Raw genomic sequence first — 19630 nt, 5'->3', positions numbered from 1 at the left:
TGTTTCAACTTAAAATAATCGCTTTTATTTTACATCAAAAAAAATGCCATAATACAAAATGACATTCTTTAAATTATTTTATTTACGAACCCGCTGCTCACTCTACAATTAACATCTAACATGTTAATTGTAATGCCTTTTGATAAAAACATCCAATCAACAGCGTTTTATTGTAATCTACAACCGAATTTCAGAATACAAATCTAACTATTTACTTTAAATTAATTGCTTTAAAGCAATTTCAAATGCAGTTGAACAAATTTTTGTTTTAGACGCACTCCTTTTAAAAGTTCTCTGCAACGCTTTTTTTATAATATTAGAAGTGTCATTAAAAATTGCTTTATCCTGCATTGGCAAAACCACTTTCGCTTCCATTAAATACGCAAAAACCCTTGCAATACCACAATTTGAAATAAAATCTGGTAATAAACTTAAATGATTATCTGTATACTCCATAATTGGTCCAAAGAAAATTTCTTTGTCTGCAAACGGAACATTTGCTCCGGGAGAAATCACTTCTAACCCTGTGTCTATCATACGCTGAACCTGATCTTGAGAAACCAATCTCGAAGCTGCAGCAGGCACAAATATCTCAGCAGGCAAACTCCATATTTTTTCATTAATCTCTTCAAAAGGAATCATATCATCAGAAACTAACTGATTTCCATTCTTCATCAAAAACAAAGCAGTCATTTCTTGCATCGTAAACCCCTCTTCACTTATAACCCCTCCATCTCTATCAATAATTCCTACAACCTTAGCACCCAACTGTGTTAAATAATAAGCTGCCGCAGCACCTACATTTCCAAACCCTTGAATAATTGCTCTTTTTCCTTCTATTTCTCCTCCATAAATAGCATAATAATGTTTCACCGCTTCTGCTACTCCATAACCAGTTAACATATCTGCAACCGTATATTTTCTAGACAAATCTGGCGAAAAAGCTTTATCTTCAATCACCTTAATTACGCCCATACGTAACTGACCAATTCTATTTATTTTATCTGCTTCTGTTGGTTTAAAATGTCCGTTAAAAATTCCTTCTTGCGGATGCCAAACACCACAACTTTCTGTAATCGGAATCACATCTTTATCTGCATCAACATTTAAATCTCCACCGGTTCCGTAATAATGTTTTAACAACGGCGTAACCGCTTTATACCAACGTTCTAAAACACCTCTTTTTCTCGGATCGCTCGGATCAAAATTAATACCCGATTTCGCTCCCCCAATTGCAGGACCAGAAACTGTAAATTTCACCTCCATTGTTTTTGCTAGAGACAAAACCTCATTCATATTCAACCCTCTACGCATTCTTGTACCACCGCCAGCAGCACCACCTCTTAAAGAGTTAATAACCACCCAACCTTCTGCTTCCGTTTCTGGATCTTTCCAATTAAAAACGATTTCCGGTTGCTTATTTTCGTATATTTTTAACAATTCTTTCATTATAAAATTTTAAATAAATTAACTCTGCTTTTTGTTTTTTTAAACAATTTTATTTTTGCTATAAAATCCCCTTCAGGGGAAAAGTTAAAGTTGATTCATTTTAAAATTTTATTAATTTCTTATTATACTGATACTATACAAACTTACAGTAAAAAAACGATTGTTCAAATTTTTTATTTTAATAAGAATTAACTTCTAAAACCACTTGAAACACTCACTTTTATAAATACATATTTTATAACTTCGGATAAAAAACCTCTCCAGAAGAATGATCTTTGCTTGCACCCGTTACAGAACTTAAACAATTTACTTTATTTTCACTTTTTAACAAACCTAAAAAAGCAAAAATAAGCGCTTCTTTAAAATTTACAAGTTGCTGATCAGGAACAATAAGATCTATTTCTTTTTCTTCCCTTACTTTATTTATTAAATACTCATTAAAAGCACCGCCACCAGTAACCAAAACCCTTGCGTTTTTAGGCAACACTTCTGCCAACGCCCAAGCAACATGATCTGTAAATGTTCTTAATAAATCTTCTGGTTTTCGTTTCACCGATTCTAATCTTGGAAAAATTTCTTTTTGAACCCATTCTAAACCCAAAGATTTTGGTGGTTTTTGCTGATAATACTCTAACAACCTTAAATCAGACTCTAATTGCATTAAATAAGTTCCGTTGGCAGCAATCATTCCTTTATCGTCATACTCAAAACCTAATTCTTTAGCGTATTTATTCAGGACAATATTAACAGGACAAACATCATACGCAATTCTTTTACCGTCCTCATGAAAGGAAATATTAGAAAAACCACCTAGATTTAAACAATAATCGTAATCAGAAAAAAGCAACTCATCTCCAATTGGCACCAAAGGCGCTCCTTGTCCGCCTAAATTGACATCTTGTGTTCTAAAATCGCAAATAACTTTTTGACCTGTTGCATCTGCAATTGTTTGCCCATCTCCCACCTGAAGTGTAATTCCATTTTCTGGTTGATGCAAAACCGTGTGTCCATGAGATGCAATAAAATCGATATTTTCAATCTGAAACTCATCAACAAAAGCAGCAATCTCTTTACCAAGTAGCTTTCCGTAATCGACATCTAAAATATTTAAATCATCCGAAGAAAAATGAATCGCATCTTGTAAAGTAGCTTTCCATTTCTCTGAATACGAAACAGTTTTCGAGTATAAAATACTAAAATCTTGATACTTATTTTTATCAAACTTCACATACACCAAATCGATACCATCTAGAGACGTTCCAGACATTAATCCTATTATAAAAACTTCACTTATATTCATATCTGTAAAAATAATAAAACCTTATTGATAATATGTTACGAAATCGATATCTTTGGAATCAAATATTACGAATATAACAAATATACATACAGATGGATTTTAGTTTAACAGAAGAACACATCATGATTCGAGATGCCGCAAGAGACTTTGCGCAAACAGAATTATTACCAGGCGTTATAGAAAGAGACAACAAACAAGAATTCCCAAATGAGTTGGTGAAAAAAATGGGGGATCTTGGTTTCCTAGGAATTATGGTAGATCCAAAATACGGAGGAAGCGGCATGGACGCTATTTCTTACGTATTAATTATGGAAGAACTTTCTAAAATTGACGCTTCCGCATCTGTCATCGTTTCTGTAAACAACTCTTTAGTTTGTTACGGACTAGAAGCATACGCCAATGAAGAGCAAAAACAAAAATACTTAACCAAGTTAGCAACAGGAGAATTTGTTGGTGCATTTTGCTTAAGCGAACCAGAAGCAGGATCTGATGCCACATCTCAAGCAACAACTGCAATAGATAAAGGAGACCACTACATCATTAACGGAACCAAAAACTGGATTACAAGCGGTGGTCGCGCAGATGTGTATTTAGTAATTGCACAAACAGACAGAGAAAAAGGACACAGAGGCATCAATGCTTTTATAGTAGAAAAAGGAACCGAAGGTTTTCACGTAGGACCAAAAGAAGACAAATTAGGAATCCGTGGCTCTGACACACATACATTACAATTTAATGATGTAAAAGTACCAAAAGAAAACAGAATTGGAGAAGATGGTTTTGGTTTTAAGTTTGCTATGAAAACACTTTCTGGAGGAAGAATCGGTATTGCAGCACAAGCTTTAGGTATTGCAGCTGGCGCGTACGAATTAGCTTTAAAATACTCTAAACAACGTAAAGCATTCGGTACTGAAATTTGCAATCACCAAGCAATTGCTTTTAAATTAGCAGATATGCACACAGAAATAGAAGCAGCAAGAATGTTGGTTACAAAAGCAGCTTGGGACAAAGACCAAGGTAATAACTACGACATGTCTAGCGCAATGGCAAAACTCTACGCCAGTAAAGTAGCTATGGAACACACCGTAGAAGCGGTTCAAATACACGGAGGAAATGGTTTTGTAAAAGACTACCATGTAGAACGTTTAATGCGAGACGCTAAAATTACACAGATTTATGAAGGTACTTCCGAGATTCAGAAAATTGTAATTTCTCGTGGAATTATCAAAGGTTAAATCACTCCTTATATATAAAGTACAAAAATCCATCTTCTCCTAAGATGGATTTTTCTTTTAGCCGCAACCTTTCTGGTCAGCCACCCCCCCTATCTAAAACTATTTTACACCAACCTCAAACATTATTCACAGATCTTTTTTAGTTAACCAACCTTGTCATTCTAAATTCACTCTTAACAACTTACGCTAGTTACAAAACAAAAACTATCACTTTTACAACTCCAACTCAATATCATACAATTGCAAACCAGAGGAAGGTGCATTATTTCTCATATACTTTCTATCATTATCTTCTTTTAAAGAAGCTTCAATAAATTGCAAATCTAAATTTCCTTTTCCAACCTCAAACAAGGTCGCCATCATCAATCTAATTTGATATCGTAAAAAACCTTTTCCTCTCACCTTAAATATATAAGACTTTTCGGGAAAGAAATTTGCCTTTAAAACATTGTTCTCTAGAATTTCACAAGAATCAATTATTCTTTTAAAAATAGTTTTATCTGATGGTTTTGTACAATACTTATGAAAATAATGCTCACCCTCAAACATTTTTGCCGCTTGTTGCATAGTCTGCAAATCTAAACTTTCATCAACATTCACTATAAAAGGAGCAGAAAAAGGGTGGTTTTTACCCCCAAAAGAAAAGTAATAATGATACTCTTTAACCTTTGGAGCATTAATTACATTAAAACCTCTATCTACCTTTTGTATAGAAATCGCCCTAAAGTCTGGAGAAAAATTAGCATTTAGAGAAGCTATAAAAGTATCTTCCTTCACTATTTTATCTGTAAACATCTGAATATAATAGGTATTTGCAGAAACTTTAGCATCCGTCCTACCTACCCCAATGGTCTTATAATTAGTCTCTTCAAAAACAAAAGACAAGGTTTTATCTACCATATCGTGCAAAGTTTTAGCATTTGTTTGTTTTTGCCATCCTGAAAATCGGAAACCAAGAAATTGTAACCTAACTATATAAGAAAATGAATATTTCATAGGTGCGAATATACAATAATTGCATTTTTTTTCACAAAAGGCACATTTTTATGGATATCCTAAAATTATGACACACATTTTTACATACCCGATATTTCAAACCCTTCAAAAACCATAAAATGAAGTTATCTCAGTTTCAACCCTATTTTTTTGAGGGTACAACATCAAAAACACCCTATTCTGAAAAACCACCCCCTTGTCAGTTTAAATTTAATATTTACTTTTGACCAAGTTCAATTAATATAAAATCACTTAACACTAAAAGAACAAACATTATGAAAAAAGTAATTTTCACATTATTATTAGCTACTAGCCTAATAACTACAGCTCAAGAAAACGAAGACAAAGGAACTTTTACATTAAGCGGTACAGTAGATGTATACCACAGTAGCAATCTTAAAAGTGGCTCTTTAGGATCTGTCGGTGTTTTATCTGATGTCCCAGCAAACGGCTTTGGTTTAGGTATGGTAAATACAATTTTTTCTTATGAAAAAGGTAAAGCAGGAGTTGTTGCTGATTTAGCTTACGGGCCTAGAGCAAACGCAGCAAACGCATACGAAGGAGCAATCAATCAATTATATGCTTACTATAACGCAACAGATAAACTAACACTAACATTAGGACAATTTAATACTTTTTATGGTTACGAAGTAATTTCTCCTGCAGGAAACTTCAACTACTCTGTATCTTATTTATTTAATGCAGGTCCATTTTCTCACACAGGTATAAAAGCAGATTACGCTGTTTCTGAAGATTTATCTTTTATGCTAGCTTTAACAAATCCTCATGGAGTTGTCGCAGGATCTAACCCAACTGACGAATATCAATTAGGATTTCAAACAGGATACAAAGGTCAATACTTTAACTTAGCTTATGGTTCTGATGGTTTTGGTTTTACAGACGTATTATACTTAGACTATACAGGTGGTTTTGATTTATCTGAATCATTCTACTTAGGTTTAAATGCTGCATATTCCAACTCTAGTGATGCTGACGCAGGTTACCAAGGTGTTGCACTATATTTACAAAACTCATTTTCAGACAAATTTTCTCTAGGATTAAGACCTGAATTTTTCACTTACACTTCTGGAGCTGGAGACACAAATGTTTCTGCTTTTACTTTAACAGGAAACTTATCTTTAACAGAAAGCTTAAAAATTATTCCAGAAATAAGATATGACACTTCAGACGATATGATTATACCTGGTTTCGTAGGATCAGAAAAAAACATGACTGGAGCTACTTTAGCAGCAGTATACTCTTTCTAAGAAAAGAACATCAAAATACATCACTAACTAACACTATATAAATATGAGTTTATTTTTAACATTATTTCAAGACGCTCCAGCAACAGAAGTTTCAAAAGCTGTTGAACAAATAAATGGAGACATGGGAATGCTTTGGATGCTTATCGCAGGTATCTTAGTATTCTTAATGCAAGCAGGATTTACATTAGTAGAATCTGGAATGACAAGATCTAAGAATGCAGTTAACATTGCAATGAAAAATTTATTAGATATATGTGTAGGCTCATTAACATTTTGGTTAGTAGGATACTCTTTAATGTACGGAGACACTTCTAACGGATGGTTCTTCTGGAGCGGTTTATTTCAAGGCGAAGGAGCAGATTTATTTTTCCAAACTATGTTTGCTGCAACAACTGCAACTATAGTTTCTGGTGCAATTGCAGGTAGAACAAAATACTCTACATACATTATTTTCTCTATTGTAATGACTGCTGTTATTTATCCAATTTCTGGAGGATGGCAATGGCAAGGTAGCGGATGGTTAACAGAAATGGGATTCATCGATTTTGCAGGTTCTTCAATTGTACACTCTGTTGGTGGATGGGCTGCTTTAGTTGCCGCTTTTATGGTAGGTCCAAGAATTGGAAAATATGTAGACGGAAAAGTATTACCTATTCCTGGTCATAATCAAATATTAGCAACTTTAGGTGTATTTATCCTTTGGTTTGGATGGTTTGGTTTTAATGGTGGATCTCAACTAGCTTGGGGTGGCGCTGACTCAATTGCTGCATCAAACGTAGTATTAATCACAAACTTATCAGCTGCTGCTGGTGGATTAGGAGCATTAATAACTACTTGGATCTGGTACGGTAAACCAAACTTAGGTCAAACTTTAAATGGTGTACTTGCAGGATTAGTTAGTATTACTGCTGGTTGTGGTAACATGACTGCCGGAGGTGCTGTATTAGCAGGTTTAATTGGAGGTATTCTTGTAGTATTTGCAATTGAATTTATAGAAAAGAAATTAAAAATTGACGATGCTATTGGAGCCGCTTCTGTACATGGTGTTGCCGGTGCATGGGGAACTTTAGTTATTGGTCTTTGGGGAGTTGATGGAGACACAGCTATTGGATTATTCAATGGTGGTGGCGCTGGTCAATTAGGAGTTCAAGCAACTGGAGTATTAGCATACGCTGCTTGGGCAATTGGTTTATCATTTATTGTTCTTGGAATCTTAAAAGCAACAATGGGATTACGTGTAAGTAAAGAGGTAGAAATCGAAGGATTGGATGTTCATGAACACGGATCTATCGCATACCCAGGAGTTAGACAAAGAGAATTTGACGATAAATAAAATATCAAAAAAACAGTTTAGTTATTATTATTCTTAAAAAATCACATAACTTGCTAAAGTAAGTTATGTGATTTTCATACAAAAAAGAATAAACTAAATAAATAATTAACAATTAACTATATCATGAAAAAAATAGAAGCGATTATAAGAAAATCCAAATTCAGCGCTGTAAAAGAAGCATTACACGCAGTAGATGTAAATTTCTTTTCTTATTGGGACGTTACTGGTTTAGGAAACGAAAAAGAAGGACACGTATACAGAGGCGTAAGCTATAGCACTAGCGACATACAACGTAGACACGTATCCATAGTAGTAAATGATGATTTTGAACAAATAACCATAGACGCCTTACTTAAATCGGCTGCCACAGGAGATGTTGGTGATGGTAAGATTTTCGTATCAGACGTAACGGAAGTATACAGAATAAGAACCGGAGAAAAAGGTGGTGAAACTTTAAAGAAAAAATCAAAATAAAAAACACATGGAATTATTAACAATTAACAATGTATGGATGATGATCTGTACAGCACTAGTTTTCTTTATGCATTTAGGTTTTGCATTTTTAGAAATTGGTTTAACAAGACAGAAAAACACACTTAACATTCTTTTTAAAAATATATTCATCATCACAACCGGACTTTTACTATATGCATTAGTAGGTTTCAATTTAATGTACCCTGGCTTCGCAGAAGGTTCATCTGGAATTTTTGGTTTTGCAGGATTTGGACTATCATCTCCATTAACAGCAGAAGGCGCTTTAGACCTTACTTACAATGAAGGTTACACTTACTGGACTGATTTCTTATTTCAAGGAATGTTTGCTGCAACTGCTGCAACCATAGTTTCTGGTGCTGTTGCCGAAAGAATGAAAATACTTCCATTTATGATATTCGCCGTAATATACGTAGGTATCGTTTACCCAATTGCAGGTTCTTGGAAATGGGGTGGTGGATTTTTAGATCAATTATCAACACCTTTTTACGATTTTGCAGGATCTACATTAGTACACTCCGTTGGTGGATGGGCAGCTGTAGTAGCTGTTTGCTTATTAGGAGCTAGAATAGGAAAATTCAAAAAAGGAGAAATACAAGCAATCCCTGGTCATAACATACCTTTAGCAACCGCTGGTGTTTTAATACTTTGGTTAGGATGGTTTGGTTTTAATGGTGGTTCTGTTTTATCTGCAGATCCTGGATTAACATCTTTAACTTTAGTAACTACCTGTTTATCTGCAGCTGCAGGTGGAGTTGTAGCCGCTATCGTTTCTACTATAATGTATAAAAATTTAGATTTAACAATGTTCTTAAATGGTATTTTAGGAGGATTAGTTGGTATTACCGCGGGAGCAGATCAAATGTCTCCTACAGACGCTATTTTAATTGGCGCTATTGCTGGTGTAATTATTGTTTTTGCGGTTAGCCTAATAGATAAATTAAAATTAGATGACCCAGTTGGTGCTATTGCTGTTCACTTAATATGTGGTATTTGGGGAACCTTAGCAGTAGGTTTATTTGGTAACCTTGCAGGTGTAGATCAATTTATTAGCCAACTAATCGGAGTAGCTTCTTATGCAGTATTTTGCTTAGTAACTTCGTTTATCATTATATACACTCTAAAGAAAACAATGGGAATTAGAGTTAGTGAAAAAGAAGAATTAGAAGGATTAGATGTTCATGAACACGGTATGGATGCATACCCTGATTTTCGTTTAAACGAGCACTAGTCACTTAATTAAAATGACGTTAAAAGTCTGCAAATTTAAAAATTTGTGGACTTTTTTCTTATTTTATGAATATGATAATAAAATTCCCTTAGATTGTCATAAGTAATTTTTTTACACGGTTTTATTGTTTTCATCATAAAAATCACATTAAAACAGCGAGAATACTGAATCCTTTTCAATAAAATACATAGATTTGTATATATAATTGAACACAATATGGAGAAACAAGGATTATACTTACCAGAGTTTGAACACGAAAATTGCGGTGCTGGTTTTATCTGTAATTTGAATGGAGATAAAACAAATCAAATTATACATGACGCCCTAGAAATTCTAGTAAAACTAGAACATAGAGGAGGTGTTAGTGCAGATGGAAAGACAGGAGATGGAGCTGGAATTTTAATAGACATACCTCACGACTACTTTAAACGAGTCTGTAATTTTCCTATACCCGAACAACGCGAATATGCTGTTGGAATGGTGTTTCTTCCAAAAGTAGACAACCAATATAATTTCTGTAAAACCACATTTGAAAAAGAAATAAAACAACAAGGACTTGCCATTTTAGGATGGAGAGAAGTTCCTGTAGACCCTTCTCAATTAGGAGAAATTGCTTTAGCATCAGAACCTATTATTGAACAATTATTTATCGGTAAAACCGAAGAAATTGAAGAAGCTACCTTTAAAGCTAAATTATATGCTGCTAGAAAAATAGCAGAACATACCATCAGAAAATCTAAAATTTCTGAAAGTAAATATTTTTACATTCCAAGTTTATCTATTACTACAATCATCTACAAAGGTATTATTATGCCAGAAGATATTGGACCTTACTATAAAGATTTACAAGAAATAGATTTAGTAACACGTTTGGCATTAGTACACCAACGTTTTTCTACCAATACAATGCCAACTTGGGAGTTAGCACAACCATTTAGACACATGTGTCAGAATGGTGAAATTAACACTTTACGTGGTAATGTTAGTAGAATGAGAGTTCGAGAAGAAATCATGAAAAGTGATGTTTTTGGACCACAAATAGACAAATTATTCCCAATTATATTACCAGGAAAATCAGATTCTGCTTCTATGGATATGGTTGTTGAGCTATTAACTCACACCGGTCGTTCATTACCAGAAATTATGATGATGATGATTCCTGAAGCTTGGGAAAAACATAAAACCATGTCTAAAGAGCGTAAAGCTTTTTACGAATACAACGGCTGTATTATGGAGCCTTGGGATGGACCTGCTTCAGTACCTTTTACAGATGGAGATTATATTGGAGCTTTATTAGATAGAAATGGTTTAAGACCATCTAGATACACGGTTACAAAAAGTGGTAGCTTAATTATGTCATCAGAAATTGGTGTTGTAGATGTTGCCCCTGAAGATGTAAAAGAACACGGAAGATTGGAACCAGGAAAAATGTTCTTGGTAGACATGAATGAAGGTAGAATTATTCAGGATGAAGAAATAAAAAGTAAAATTGTTTCTGAAAGACCGTATCAAAAATGGTTAGACAAATCGCTTTTAGAATTAAAAGACGTTCCTTACACAGGTGAAACTTGTCCTATAGAATCTATTGACGTAAAAACTCGTTTAAGTTTATTTAATTATACTTTTGAAGATATTCAAGAAGTAATTACCCCAATGGCAATTGTTGGTAAAGAAGCTTTAGGATCGATGGGAATTGACACCCCTTTAGCTGTTTTATCAGACAGACCACAATTAATATCAAACTATTTTAAACAATTATTCGCTCAGGTTACAAACCCTCCTTTAGATGGAATTCGAGAAGAGATTGTAACAGATATCAGTTTAAATTTAGGAAAAGATAGAAATATTTTTAGCATTACAGATAGACAGTGTAGAAAACTAAGAATTCAAAACCCTGTTATCTCTAATGCCGATTTAGAAAAAATTAGAAATATAGATATTGAAAGCTTCAAAGCAGAAACAATCCAAATGCTATATCCAAAAGCACAAGGTTTAAACGGTCTAGAAGACGCTTTAGATGCTATTGTTGTTCAAATTGAAAAAGCATTAGACAAAAAGAATAACATCATTATTCTTTCAGATAGAGGCGTAAACAAAGAGCTTGCTCCTATACCTGCTTTATTAGCTTGTTCATTTGTAAATCATCAATTAAACCGTTTACGTAAGCGTTCTTATTTCGATATTATTATTGAATCTGCAGAACCTCGTGAACCTCATCATTTTGCAACTTTATTTGGTTATGGCGCAAGTGCGGTAAACCCATATATGGTTAACGAAATTATTAGAATGCAAGTTAAAGAAGGCTTCATTACCGGTATGGATGAACAAGGTGCAGTTGATAATTTTAACAAAGCTATTGGAAAAGGTATCTTAAAAGTAATGAACAAAATTGGTATCTCTACACTACATTCTTATAGAGGTTCTCAAATTTTCGAAATTGTAGGTTTTAACTCACAATTTGTAGAAAAATACTTCCCTTATACAGCCTCAAGAATTGAAGGTATAGGTTTATATGAAGTCGAAAAAGAAATTGATCAACGTTATAGACAAGCGTATCCAGAAAAACACATTGACAAAAACTTAGCGTTAAATGTTGGTGGAGATTACAGATGGAGAAGAAACGGGGAACGCCACTTATTTAATCCAACGACAGTTGCTAAATTACAACAAGCAGTTAGACTAAGTGATCAAAAAAGTTACGATGTTTATGCAAAAACCATAAACGAACAGTCAGAAAGTTTAATGACCATCCGTGGTTTGTTTCAGTTCGATAACTTAGATCCAATTCCTTTAGAAGAAGTAGAAGACTGGACAGAAATTGTAAAGCGCTTTAAAACAGGTGCAATGTCTTATGGATCTATCTCTAGAGAAGCACATGAAAATTTAGCGATTGCCATGAATAGAATTGGAGGAAAATCTAATTCTGGTGAAGGTGGTGAAGACAGAAAACGTTTTCAAAAAGATATTAATGGAGACAGCAGAAACTCTGCCATTAAGCAAGTAGCTTCTGGTAGATTTGGAGTAACTTCTCATTACCTATCAAGCGCAAAAGAAATACAAATAAAAATGGCTCAAGGAGCAAAACCTGGTGAAGGTGGTCAATTACCCGGAGCCAAAGTTTTACCTTGGATTGCAGCTGCAAGAAACTCAACTCCTTTTGTTGGATTGATTTCTCCTCCTCCACACCACGATATTTATTCTATTGAAGATTTAGCACAATTAATCTACGATTTAAAGAATGCAAACAGAGACGCTAGAATTAATGTAAAGTTAGTTTCTGAAGTTGGTGTTGGTACTATTGCCGCAGGTGTTGCCAAAGCAAAAGCAGATGTTGTACTAATTGCTGGTTATGATGGTGGTACCGGAGCATCTCCTCTTACCTCATTAAAACACGCTGGTTTACCTTGGGAACTTGGTTTAGCTGAAGCACAACAAACTTTAGTTCTTAATGATTTAAGAAGTAGAATTGTTGTAGAATGTGACGGACAATTAAAGACAGGTCGTGATGTTGCTATTGCAGCTTTACTAGGTGCAGAAGAGTTTGGTTTTGCAACCGCTCCTTTAGTTGCTTCAGGTTGTATCATGATGCGTAAATGTCACTTAAACACTTGTCCGGTTGGTATTGCTACTCAAGATAAAGAGTTACGTAAAAACTTTAAAGGAACACCAGAACACGTAATTAACTTCTTCTTCTATATTGCAGAAGAATTAAGAGCAATTATGGCGCAACTAGGTTTTAGAACACTAGATGAAATGGTGGGCCAGACTCATAAAATTAACGCAAACAAAGCAATAAATCACTATAAAGCAAAAGGTTTAGATTTATCTAGTATTTTACACAGACCAACTGCTTATAGAAGCATGATTGTTAAGAATACTGAAAAGCAAGACCACAACTTAGAAGGAGTTTTAGACTTTACTATATTAAAAGATTCTCACAGAGCTTTATATAGAAAAGAAAAAATGAATTTAGCATATCCAATTAAAAATACAAATCGTACTGTTGGAGCCATTGTAAGTCATGAAATCTCTAAAATCTATGGTCATTTAGGTTTACCAGAAGACACGTTAAACATCAACTTTACAGGATCTGCAGGTCAAAGTTTTGGAGCATTTGGTGCTCATGGATTAACATTTATCTTAGACGGTAACACAAATGATTATTTAGGTAAAGGTTTATCTGGAGCCAAATTAATTATTAAGAAACCCGCAAAAGCAGACTTTTTAGCAGAAAACAATATTATTGTTGGTAACGTTTGTATGTTTGGGGCCGTAGCCGGTGAAGCGTATATAAACGGAATTGCAGGAGAACGTTTTGCAGTTCGTAACTCTGGTGCAACAGCTGTTGTAGAAGGAGTTGGAGATCACTGTTGTGAATACATGACCGGTGGTAAAGTAGTTGTTTTAGGTAAAACAGGTAGAAATTTTGCCGCAGGTATGAGTGGTGGTATCGCTTATGTATATGACCCCAACAATACATTTATAAACGGACTTTGTAATACAGAAACTATTGAGTTCGAAGAAATCTCTGAAGAAGTTGCTGCCGAATTAAAAGCAACAATAGAAAAACATGTTTTATATACAGACAGTAAAAAAGGTGCAGAATTGTTAGCAGATTGGGACACAAGTTTAAAAAACTTTGTAAAAGTAATGCCAACTGAATACAAGAAAGCCTTAAAACGTATAGAAACAGAAGAACCAATGTTCGAAGAACTAACAATAGCATAATGTCATGGGAAAAATAACAGGATTTAAAGAATTTGAAAGACAGGATGAAACATACACTGCTGTAAAAGATCGTGTAAAAAATTATAAAGAATTTACAGTTCCTCTTTCTGAAGAAGAAATAACAAAACAAGGATCACGTTGTATGGATTGTGGTATTCCTTTTTGCCATAGTGGTTGTCCATTAGGAAATCTAATTCCAGATTTCAATCATATGGTACACCAAGGTGAATGGAAAAAAGCATCATGGATACTACATTCTACAAACAATTTTCCAGAATTCACAGGTCGCTTATGCCCTGCTCCATGCGAACAATCATGTGTGCTAGGTATTATTGAAGACCCAGTTTCTATTGAAAATATTGAAAAAAATATTGTAGAACGCGCCTTTAAAGAAGGATGGATAAAACCTCAACCTCCTAAAAACAGAACAGGAAAAACAATTGCAATTGTTGGTTCTGGTCCTGCAGGATTAGCAGCAGCACAACAATTAAACAGAGCCGGTCATACAGTAACTGTTTTTGAAAGAGATGATGAAGTTGGTGGTTTACTACGTTACGGAATTCCTAATTTTAAATTAGAAAAAGGAATTATCGATAGAAGAGTTGCTATTTTAGAAGCAGAAGGAATTATATTTAAAACAAATGTAAACGTTGGCGTTAACTATAGTGTAAAAGATTTAAAAGCTTTTGACAGTATTGTATTATGTGGCGGTGCAACAGAAAGACGTAGCTTACCAACTCCTGGTATTGATGCCGATGGTGTAGTACAAGCAATGGATTTCTTAACACAACAAACCAAAGTTGTATTTGGTAAAGAAGTAAAAGACCAAATACTAGCTACAGATAAAGATGTAATTGTAATTGGTGGTGGAGATACAGGATCTGATTGTATTGGGACTTCAAACAGACACGGAGCAAAATCTGTGGTAAACTTTGAAATTATGCCAAAACCTCCAGGACACCGTTCACCAACAACTCCTTGGCCTTTTTGGCCTTTACAATTAAAAACTTCTTCTTCTCACAAAGAAGGTGCAGAGCGTAATTGGTTAATTAATACCAAAGAGTTTGTTAAAGATTCAGACGGAAAATTAACTGCTTTAAAAACAGTTAATGTAGAATGGAAAATGGTTCCAGGTCAAAGACCTCAGCTAATAGAGATTGCAGGTACAGAAAAAACATGGCCTTGCGACTTAGCTTTACTAGCATTAGGATTTACAGGCCCAGAAAGTACTTTAGCAGATAAATTAGGCCTTAAGACAGATGCTCGTTCTAACTACAAAGCAGAATACGGTAAATATCAAACCAATGTAAAAAATATCTTTACAGCAGGAGATATGCGTCGCGGACAGTCTTTAATTGTTTGGGCAATTTCTGAAGGAAGAGAAGCAGCAAGACAAGTAGATTTATTTTTAATGGGTAAAACAGAATTACCTTCTAAAGATGTTACTGGCGATTTAGTTGCTATGTAATTTATCCAAACTATCAACTCTAATGATTCCGTATTTTTGGAATTGTAACGAGAATATATCAAAACTCATCAATTAAATTATTGATGAGTTTTTTTTTACTTTAAAATAGTAACAATATTTTGGGCGTGCCCATTTTTAAAAGAACATCATTTATAACAACAAACGATTTAGCTTCAAAATGGTCAGGCTATCCATTACAAGTCCTCGATCGTGCCTCACTGCGGGCTTTTCACTACTATCCTTCACGCAATATTCATTATAAAAAAAACAGAAGTAAGCATCAACATAAACTACACAAATTAACTGTTTACCTATTTTTTTTCTACCCCTTTTTCAAATTTCCAAAAACTATCTATCGGATTCACCCATTTGCTTTTAGTTGGCGTATAAATTTTTAACGGCGTATTTTGCACTTCAAATAAAATTAATCAACACAATCAACCACTCCACAACGGTCTAAAATTAATAAAAATATAATCACAAAAAAAAAGCCTTATCAATAAAGATAAGACTTTTTTTGCTCCCTCTCAAGGACTCGAACCTTGGACCCTCTGATTAACAGTCAGATGCTCTAACCAACTGAGCTAAGAAGGAGTTTGCGACACATAAATGTGTTTTGCGAGTGCAAATATAAATCTTTTTATTAGTTGCACAAATGTTTCTTCATATTTTTTTACACTAAAAAGAAAGTATTTTCTGCCTAGTAAAAAAACTACAACATCATAATTTAAACTTTCTAATATTTACACACAATACTTAACTACTTCCTCTATTTATTCAGCTATACTAAAATGAACGCATAGTCACCAAAAATTGTAGCCATCCTAATAATTATAGCGAATTATTAAACCCTACAACTATTAGACATAATCCCTTTACACCTAGATTCACTGAAACGAAATCTAAAAAAGTTTATAACAAAAAAAAAGCCTTATCAATAAAGATAAGACTTTTTTGCTCCCTCTCAAGGACTCGAACCTTGGACCCTCTGATTAACAGTCAGATGCTCTAACCAACTGAGCTAAGAAGGAGTTTGCGACACATAAACGTGTTTTGCGAGTGCAAATATACATCCTTTTTTAACTTCACCAAACAATTTTAAAAAAAAGATTAAAAAAATACAAAAAAAAGTATTTTGTATTATTATCAATAAATAATACGGGTTTACTACAAAATTTGTATTTTTGATTCTGCATTACATACTTTAAAAAAGTAGAAACTATAATATGGATAAATTTTCGTTTTTAAACGCAGCACACACAGGCTTTATAGCTGATTTATATGATAAGTATTTGATAAACCCAGATGCCGTAGAACCAAGCTGGAGAAGCTTCTTTCAGGGATATGATTTAGCAAATGAAAATTATTCTTTAAAAGAAGAAGAAGTTTCATCAGAAATACCTCAAGAAGTTCGTAAAGAATTTTTTGTTGTCGATTTAATTAATGGCTATAGAACACGTGGTCATTTATTTACAAAAACAAACCCGGTTAGAGATAGAAGACAGTATTACCCTACTTTAGATCTTGAAAACTTTGGCCTTTCCGAAATCGATTTAGACAAAGAATTTTCTGCAGGTGAAGTTTTAGGCTTAGGAAAAGCAAAACTTTCTGAGATTATAAAAAACTTACAACGTATTTACTGTGATTCTATTGGTGTAGAATACATGTATATGCGTAACCCAGAAAAATTAAAATGGTGGCATGAACGTTTTAATAAAAACGACAACCACCCAAACTACTCTATAGAGGCTAAAAAATATATTTTAGGAAAACTAAACCAAGCAGTAACTTTTGAGAGTTTCTTGCAGACTAAATACGTTGGTCAGAAACGTTTTTCTTTAGAAGGTGGAGAAACCTTAATTCCAGGTATGAGCGTTATTTTAAGAGATGCCGCAGAAAAATACGGAGTTAAAGAATGTGTTTTAGGAATGGCTCACAGAGGGCGTTTAAATACGTTGGTTAACATCTTTAAAAAACCTGTTAGAGATTTATTTAGTGAATTTGAGGGGAAAGATTTCGAAGATGAAGACATCGATGGAGATGTAAAGTACCATTTAGGTTTAACGTTAAGTAAAACTTTTAGAGATGGTAACGAAATAAAAATGAATTTAGTTCCAAATCCTTCTCACTTAGAAACTGTAGCTGCAGTAACAGAAGGAATTACAAGAGCTAAAATAGATAGAAAATATAATGGTGATGCTAGCAAAATATTACCAATTATAATTCACGGAGATGCTGCAATTGCAGGTCAAGGTATTGCATATGAGGTAACTCAGATGGCAAAATTGAATGGTTATAAAACAGGTGGTACAATTCACATTGTCGTTAATAATCAAATTGGTTTTACAACTAATTATTTAGATGCACGTTCTAGTACGTACTGTACAGATGTAGCAAAAGTAACTTTATCGCCAGTATTGCATGTAAATGCAGACGATACAGAAGCTGTTTGTCACGCTATGGAAATGGCGTTAGAATTTAGAATGAAGTTTAAACAAGATATTTTCATCGATTTATTAGGCTATAGAAAATATGGGCATAATGAAGGTGATGAACCTCGTTTTACACAACCTACATTATATAAAGCAATCTCTAAGCATAAAAATCCTAAAGATATTTATACTGCACAATTACTTGCAGAGGGTTCTATAGATGGTTCTTATTTAAAAGAAATTACTACGGAATTCAAAGAAATGCTTGAAAGAGAATTTGATGAAGCCAAAAAAGTGGAAAAATCGATTGTAAGAGAATTTATGCAATCTACCTGGGAAGGATACGAGCGTGAAGATTTAGATGCAATGTTGCTTACCAACGACACAAAATATGATGAAGATAAATTAAAAGGTATTGCAAAAGTAGTTTCTACAGTTCCTGAAGGAGCTAACTTTGTTAGAAAAGCAGAACGTATTTTAGCTGGTAGAGCTAAAATGACTTTTGAAACGAATAACTTAGACTGGGGAATGGCAGAAACGTTGGCCTACGGAAGTTTAATGGAAGAAGGATATAACATTCGTATTTCTGGACAAGATGTAGAAAGAGGTACATTTTCTCACAGACATGCTATCTTGCGTGATGAGGTTACAGAAGAACGTATCAACTTACTAAATACAAACCCTAATAATAAAGGACAAATGACGATCTACAATTCGTTATTGTCTGAATACGGTGTACTTGGTTTTGATTATGGTTACGCCATGGCAAACCCAAATACATTAACAATTTGGGAGGCACAGTTTGGAGATTTCTCTAACGGTGCACAAATTATGTTTGACCAATATATTTCTGCAGCAGAAGATAAATGGAAGTTACAAAACGGAATTGTAGTATTATTACCTCACGGTTATGAAGGGCAAGGTTCTGAGCATTCATCTGCAAGAATAGAACGTTACTTACAATTATGTGCCATAGATAATATGACGGTTGCAAATTGTACAACACCTTCTAACTTTTATCATTTGTTACGTAGACAAATGAAACGTACGTATAGAAAACCTTTAATTGTATTTACACCTAAAAGTTTATTACGTCATCCGAAAGCAGTTAATACGATTCAAGATTTAGCTACTAGTGAATTTCAAGAAGTTATAGACGACACACTAGCACCTAAAAAAGTAAAGAAAATAGTTTTCTGTATGGGTAAATTCTATTATGATTTACTTGAAGAAAGAGAAAATTTAAAAAGAGATGATATTGCTTTGGTAAGAATAGAGCAATTATTCCCTTTACATTTAGAAAAAATACAGAAAGTAATAGATAGATATCCTAATGTAGAAGAATACATTTGGGCACAAGAAGAACCAAGAAACATGGGAGCATGGAGTTATATGTTAGAACGCATGGAGTTAGTTAAACTAACAGTTCGTTCTCGTAAATACTACGCAGTACCTGCAGCTGGTTCTAGTACAAGATTTAAAAAACGTCATAAAGCTGTTATAGACAGTGTTTTTGATACAGAGTAAGTCGCGTTAAGGATTGAAATGACATCCTTTTTTACTGTCAGTTCGAGTCAATTTGCTCTTTTGCAAATTTGTATCGAGAACAGAAGTAAAAAAGATATAATGGAAAGCCTGTTAAAACGCCAAAATAGTTAAAAGAAAATATAAAATAATTAAATAGAGTACCGTATTAAT

The 19630-nt window shown here is 33.9% G+C and carries 11 protein-coding genes and 2 tRNA genes; 8 read left to right on the top strand and 5 right to left on the bottom strand.

Going from position 1 to position 19630, the window contains the following annotated elements; translation table 11 throughout:
* Positions 1–216: 216 nt before the first annotated feature.
* The gene (locus H0I28_RS00115) at positions 217–1449 is read right to left on the bottom strand and encodes a Glu/Leu/Phe/Val dehydrogenase dimerization domain-containing protein (RefSeq protein WP_218759969.1); all 1233 of its coding nucleotides are present in this window, start codon (positions 1447–1449) and stop codon (positions 217–219) included.
* Positions 1450–1684: 235 nt separating this feature from the next.
* Positions 1685–2749 carry an anhydro-N-acetylmuramic acid kinase gene (locus H0I28_RS00110; RefSeq protein ID WP_218759968.1) on the bottom strand — a complete coding sequence of 355 codons (1065 nt, stop codon included), beginning with the start codon at positions 2747–2749 and terminating at the stop codon, positions 1685–1687.
* Between the two features lie 92 nt (positions 2750–2841).
* Here H0I28_RS00110 and H0I28_RS00105 point away from each other — a divergent pair, with 92 nt between their 5' ends.
* Entirely contained in the window at positions 2842–3984 is a 1143-nt protein-coding gene (locus tag H0I28_RS00105) for an acyl-CoA dehydrogenase (RefSeq protein ID WP_218752238.1), read from the top strand.
* Positions 3985–4197: 213 nt separating this feature from the next.
* On the opposite strand, the gene H0I28_RS00100 is transcribed toward H0I28_RS00105, so the two are convergent.
* Positions 4198–4884 (bottom strand): tRNA pseudouridine(38-40) synthase TruA, encoded by a 687-nt coding sequence (locus tag H0I28_RS00100; protein WP_368384411.1) that lies wholly within the window; start codon positions 4882–4884, stop codon positions 4198–4200.
* A gap of 371 nt (positions 4885–5255) precedes the next feature.
* Between H0I28_RS00100 and H0I28_RS00095 the strand changes: the two genes are divergently transcribed.
* From H0I28_RS00095 to H0I28_RS00070, 6 genes are all read left to right on the top strand, one after another.
* A complete protein-coding gene (locus H0I28_RS00095; protein WP_218752235.1) occupies positions 5256–6248 on the top strand; it encodes an outer membrane beta-barrel protein in 993 nt (330 codons plus the stop codon).
* A gap of 43 nt (positions 6249–6291) precedes the next feature.
* On the top strand, positions 6292–7581 hold the full coding sequence (locus H0I28_RS00090; protein WP_218752234.1) for an ammonium transporter: 1290 nt from the start codon (positions 6292–6294) through the stop codon (positions 7579–7581).
* Positions 7582–7704: 123 nt separating this feature from the next.
* Entirely contained in the window at positions 7705–8055 is a 351-nt protein-coding gene (locus H0I28_RS00085; protein ID WP_218732701.1) for a P-II family nitrogen regulator, read from the top strand.
* A 7-nt stretch (positions 8056–8062) separates the two neighbouring features.
* A complete protein-coding gene (locus tag H0I28_RS00080; protein ID WP_218732700.1) occupies positions 8063–9304 on the top strand; it encodes an ammonium transporter in 1242 nt (413 codons plus the stop codon).
* A gap of 216 nt (positions 9305–9520) precedes the next feature.
* Entirely contained in the window at positions 9521–14032 is a 4512-nt protein-coding gene (gltB, locus tag H0I28_RS00075; RefSeq protein ID WP_218759966.1) for a glutamate synthase large subunit, read from the top strand.
* A 4-nt stretch (positions 14033–14036) separates the two neighbouring features.
* The gene (locus tag H0I28_RS00070) at positions 14037–15500 is read left to right on the top strand and encodes a glutamate synthase subunit beta (RefSeq protein WP_218759965.1); all 1464 of its coding nucleotides are present in this window, start codon (positions 14037–14039) and stop codon (positions 15498–15500) included.
* A gap of 520 nt (positions 15501–16020) precedes the next feature.
* On the opposite strand, the gene H0I28_RS00065 is transcribed toward H0I28_RS00070, so the two are convergent.
* A tRNA-Asn gene (locus H0I28_RS00065) sits at positions 16021–16094 on the bottom strand.
* Positions 16095–16457: 363 nt separating this feature from the next.
* A tRNA-Asn gene (locus H0I28_RS00060) sits at positions 16458–16531 on the bottom strand.
* A gap of 195 nt (positions 16532–16726) precedes the next feature.
* On the opposite strand from H0I28_RS00060, the gene H0I28_RS00055 reads away from it, so the two are divergent.
* On the top strand, positions 16727–19459 hold the full coding sequence (locus tag H0I28_RS00055) for a 2-oxoglutarate dehydrogenase E1 component (RefSeq protein ID WP_218759964.1): 2733 nt from the start codon (positions 16727–16729) through the stop codon (positions 19457–19459).
* Positions 19460–19630 lie beyond the last annotated feature (171 nt).

This window comes from Polaribacter sp. AHE13PA (genome assembly GCF_019278505.1).
Lineage (GTDB): Bacteria > Bacteroidota > Bacteroidia > Flavobacteriales > Flavobacteriaceae > Polaribacter.
Note: the sequence above shows the minus strand (reverse complement) of the source record. Positions and strands in the feature narration are given on the sequence as shown.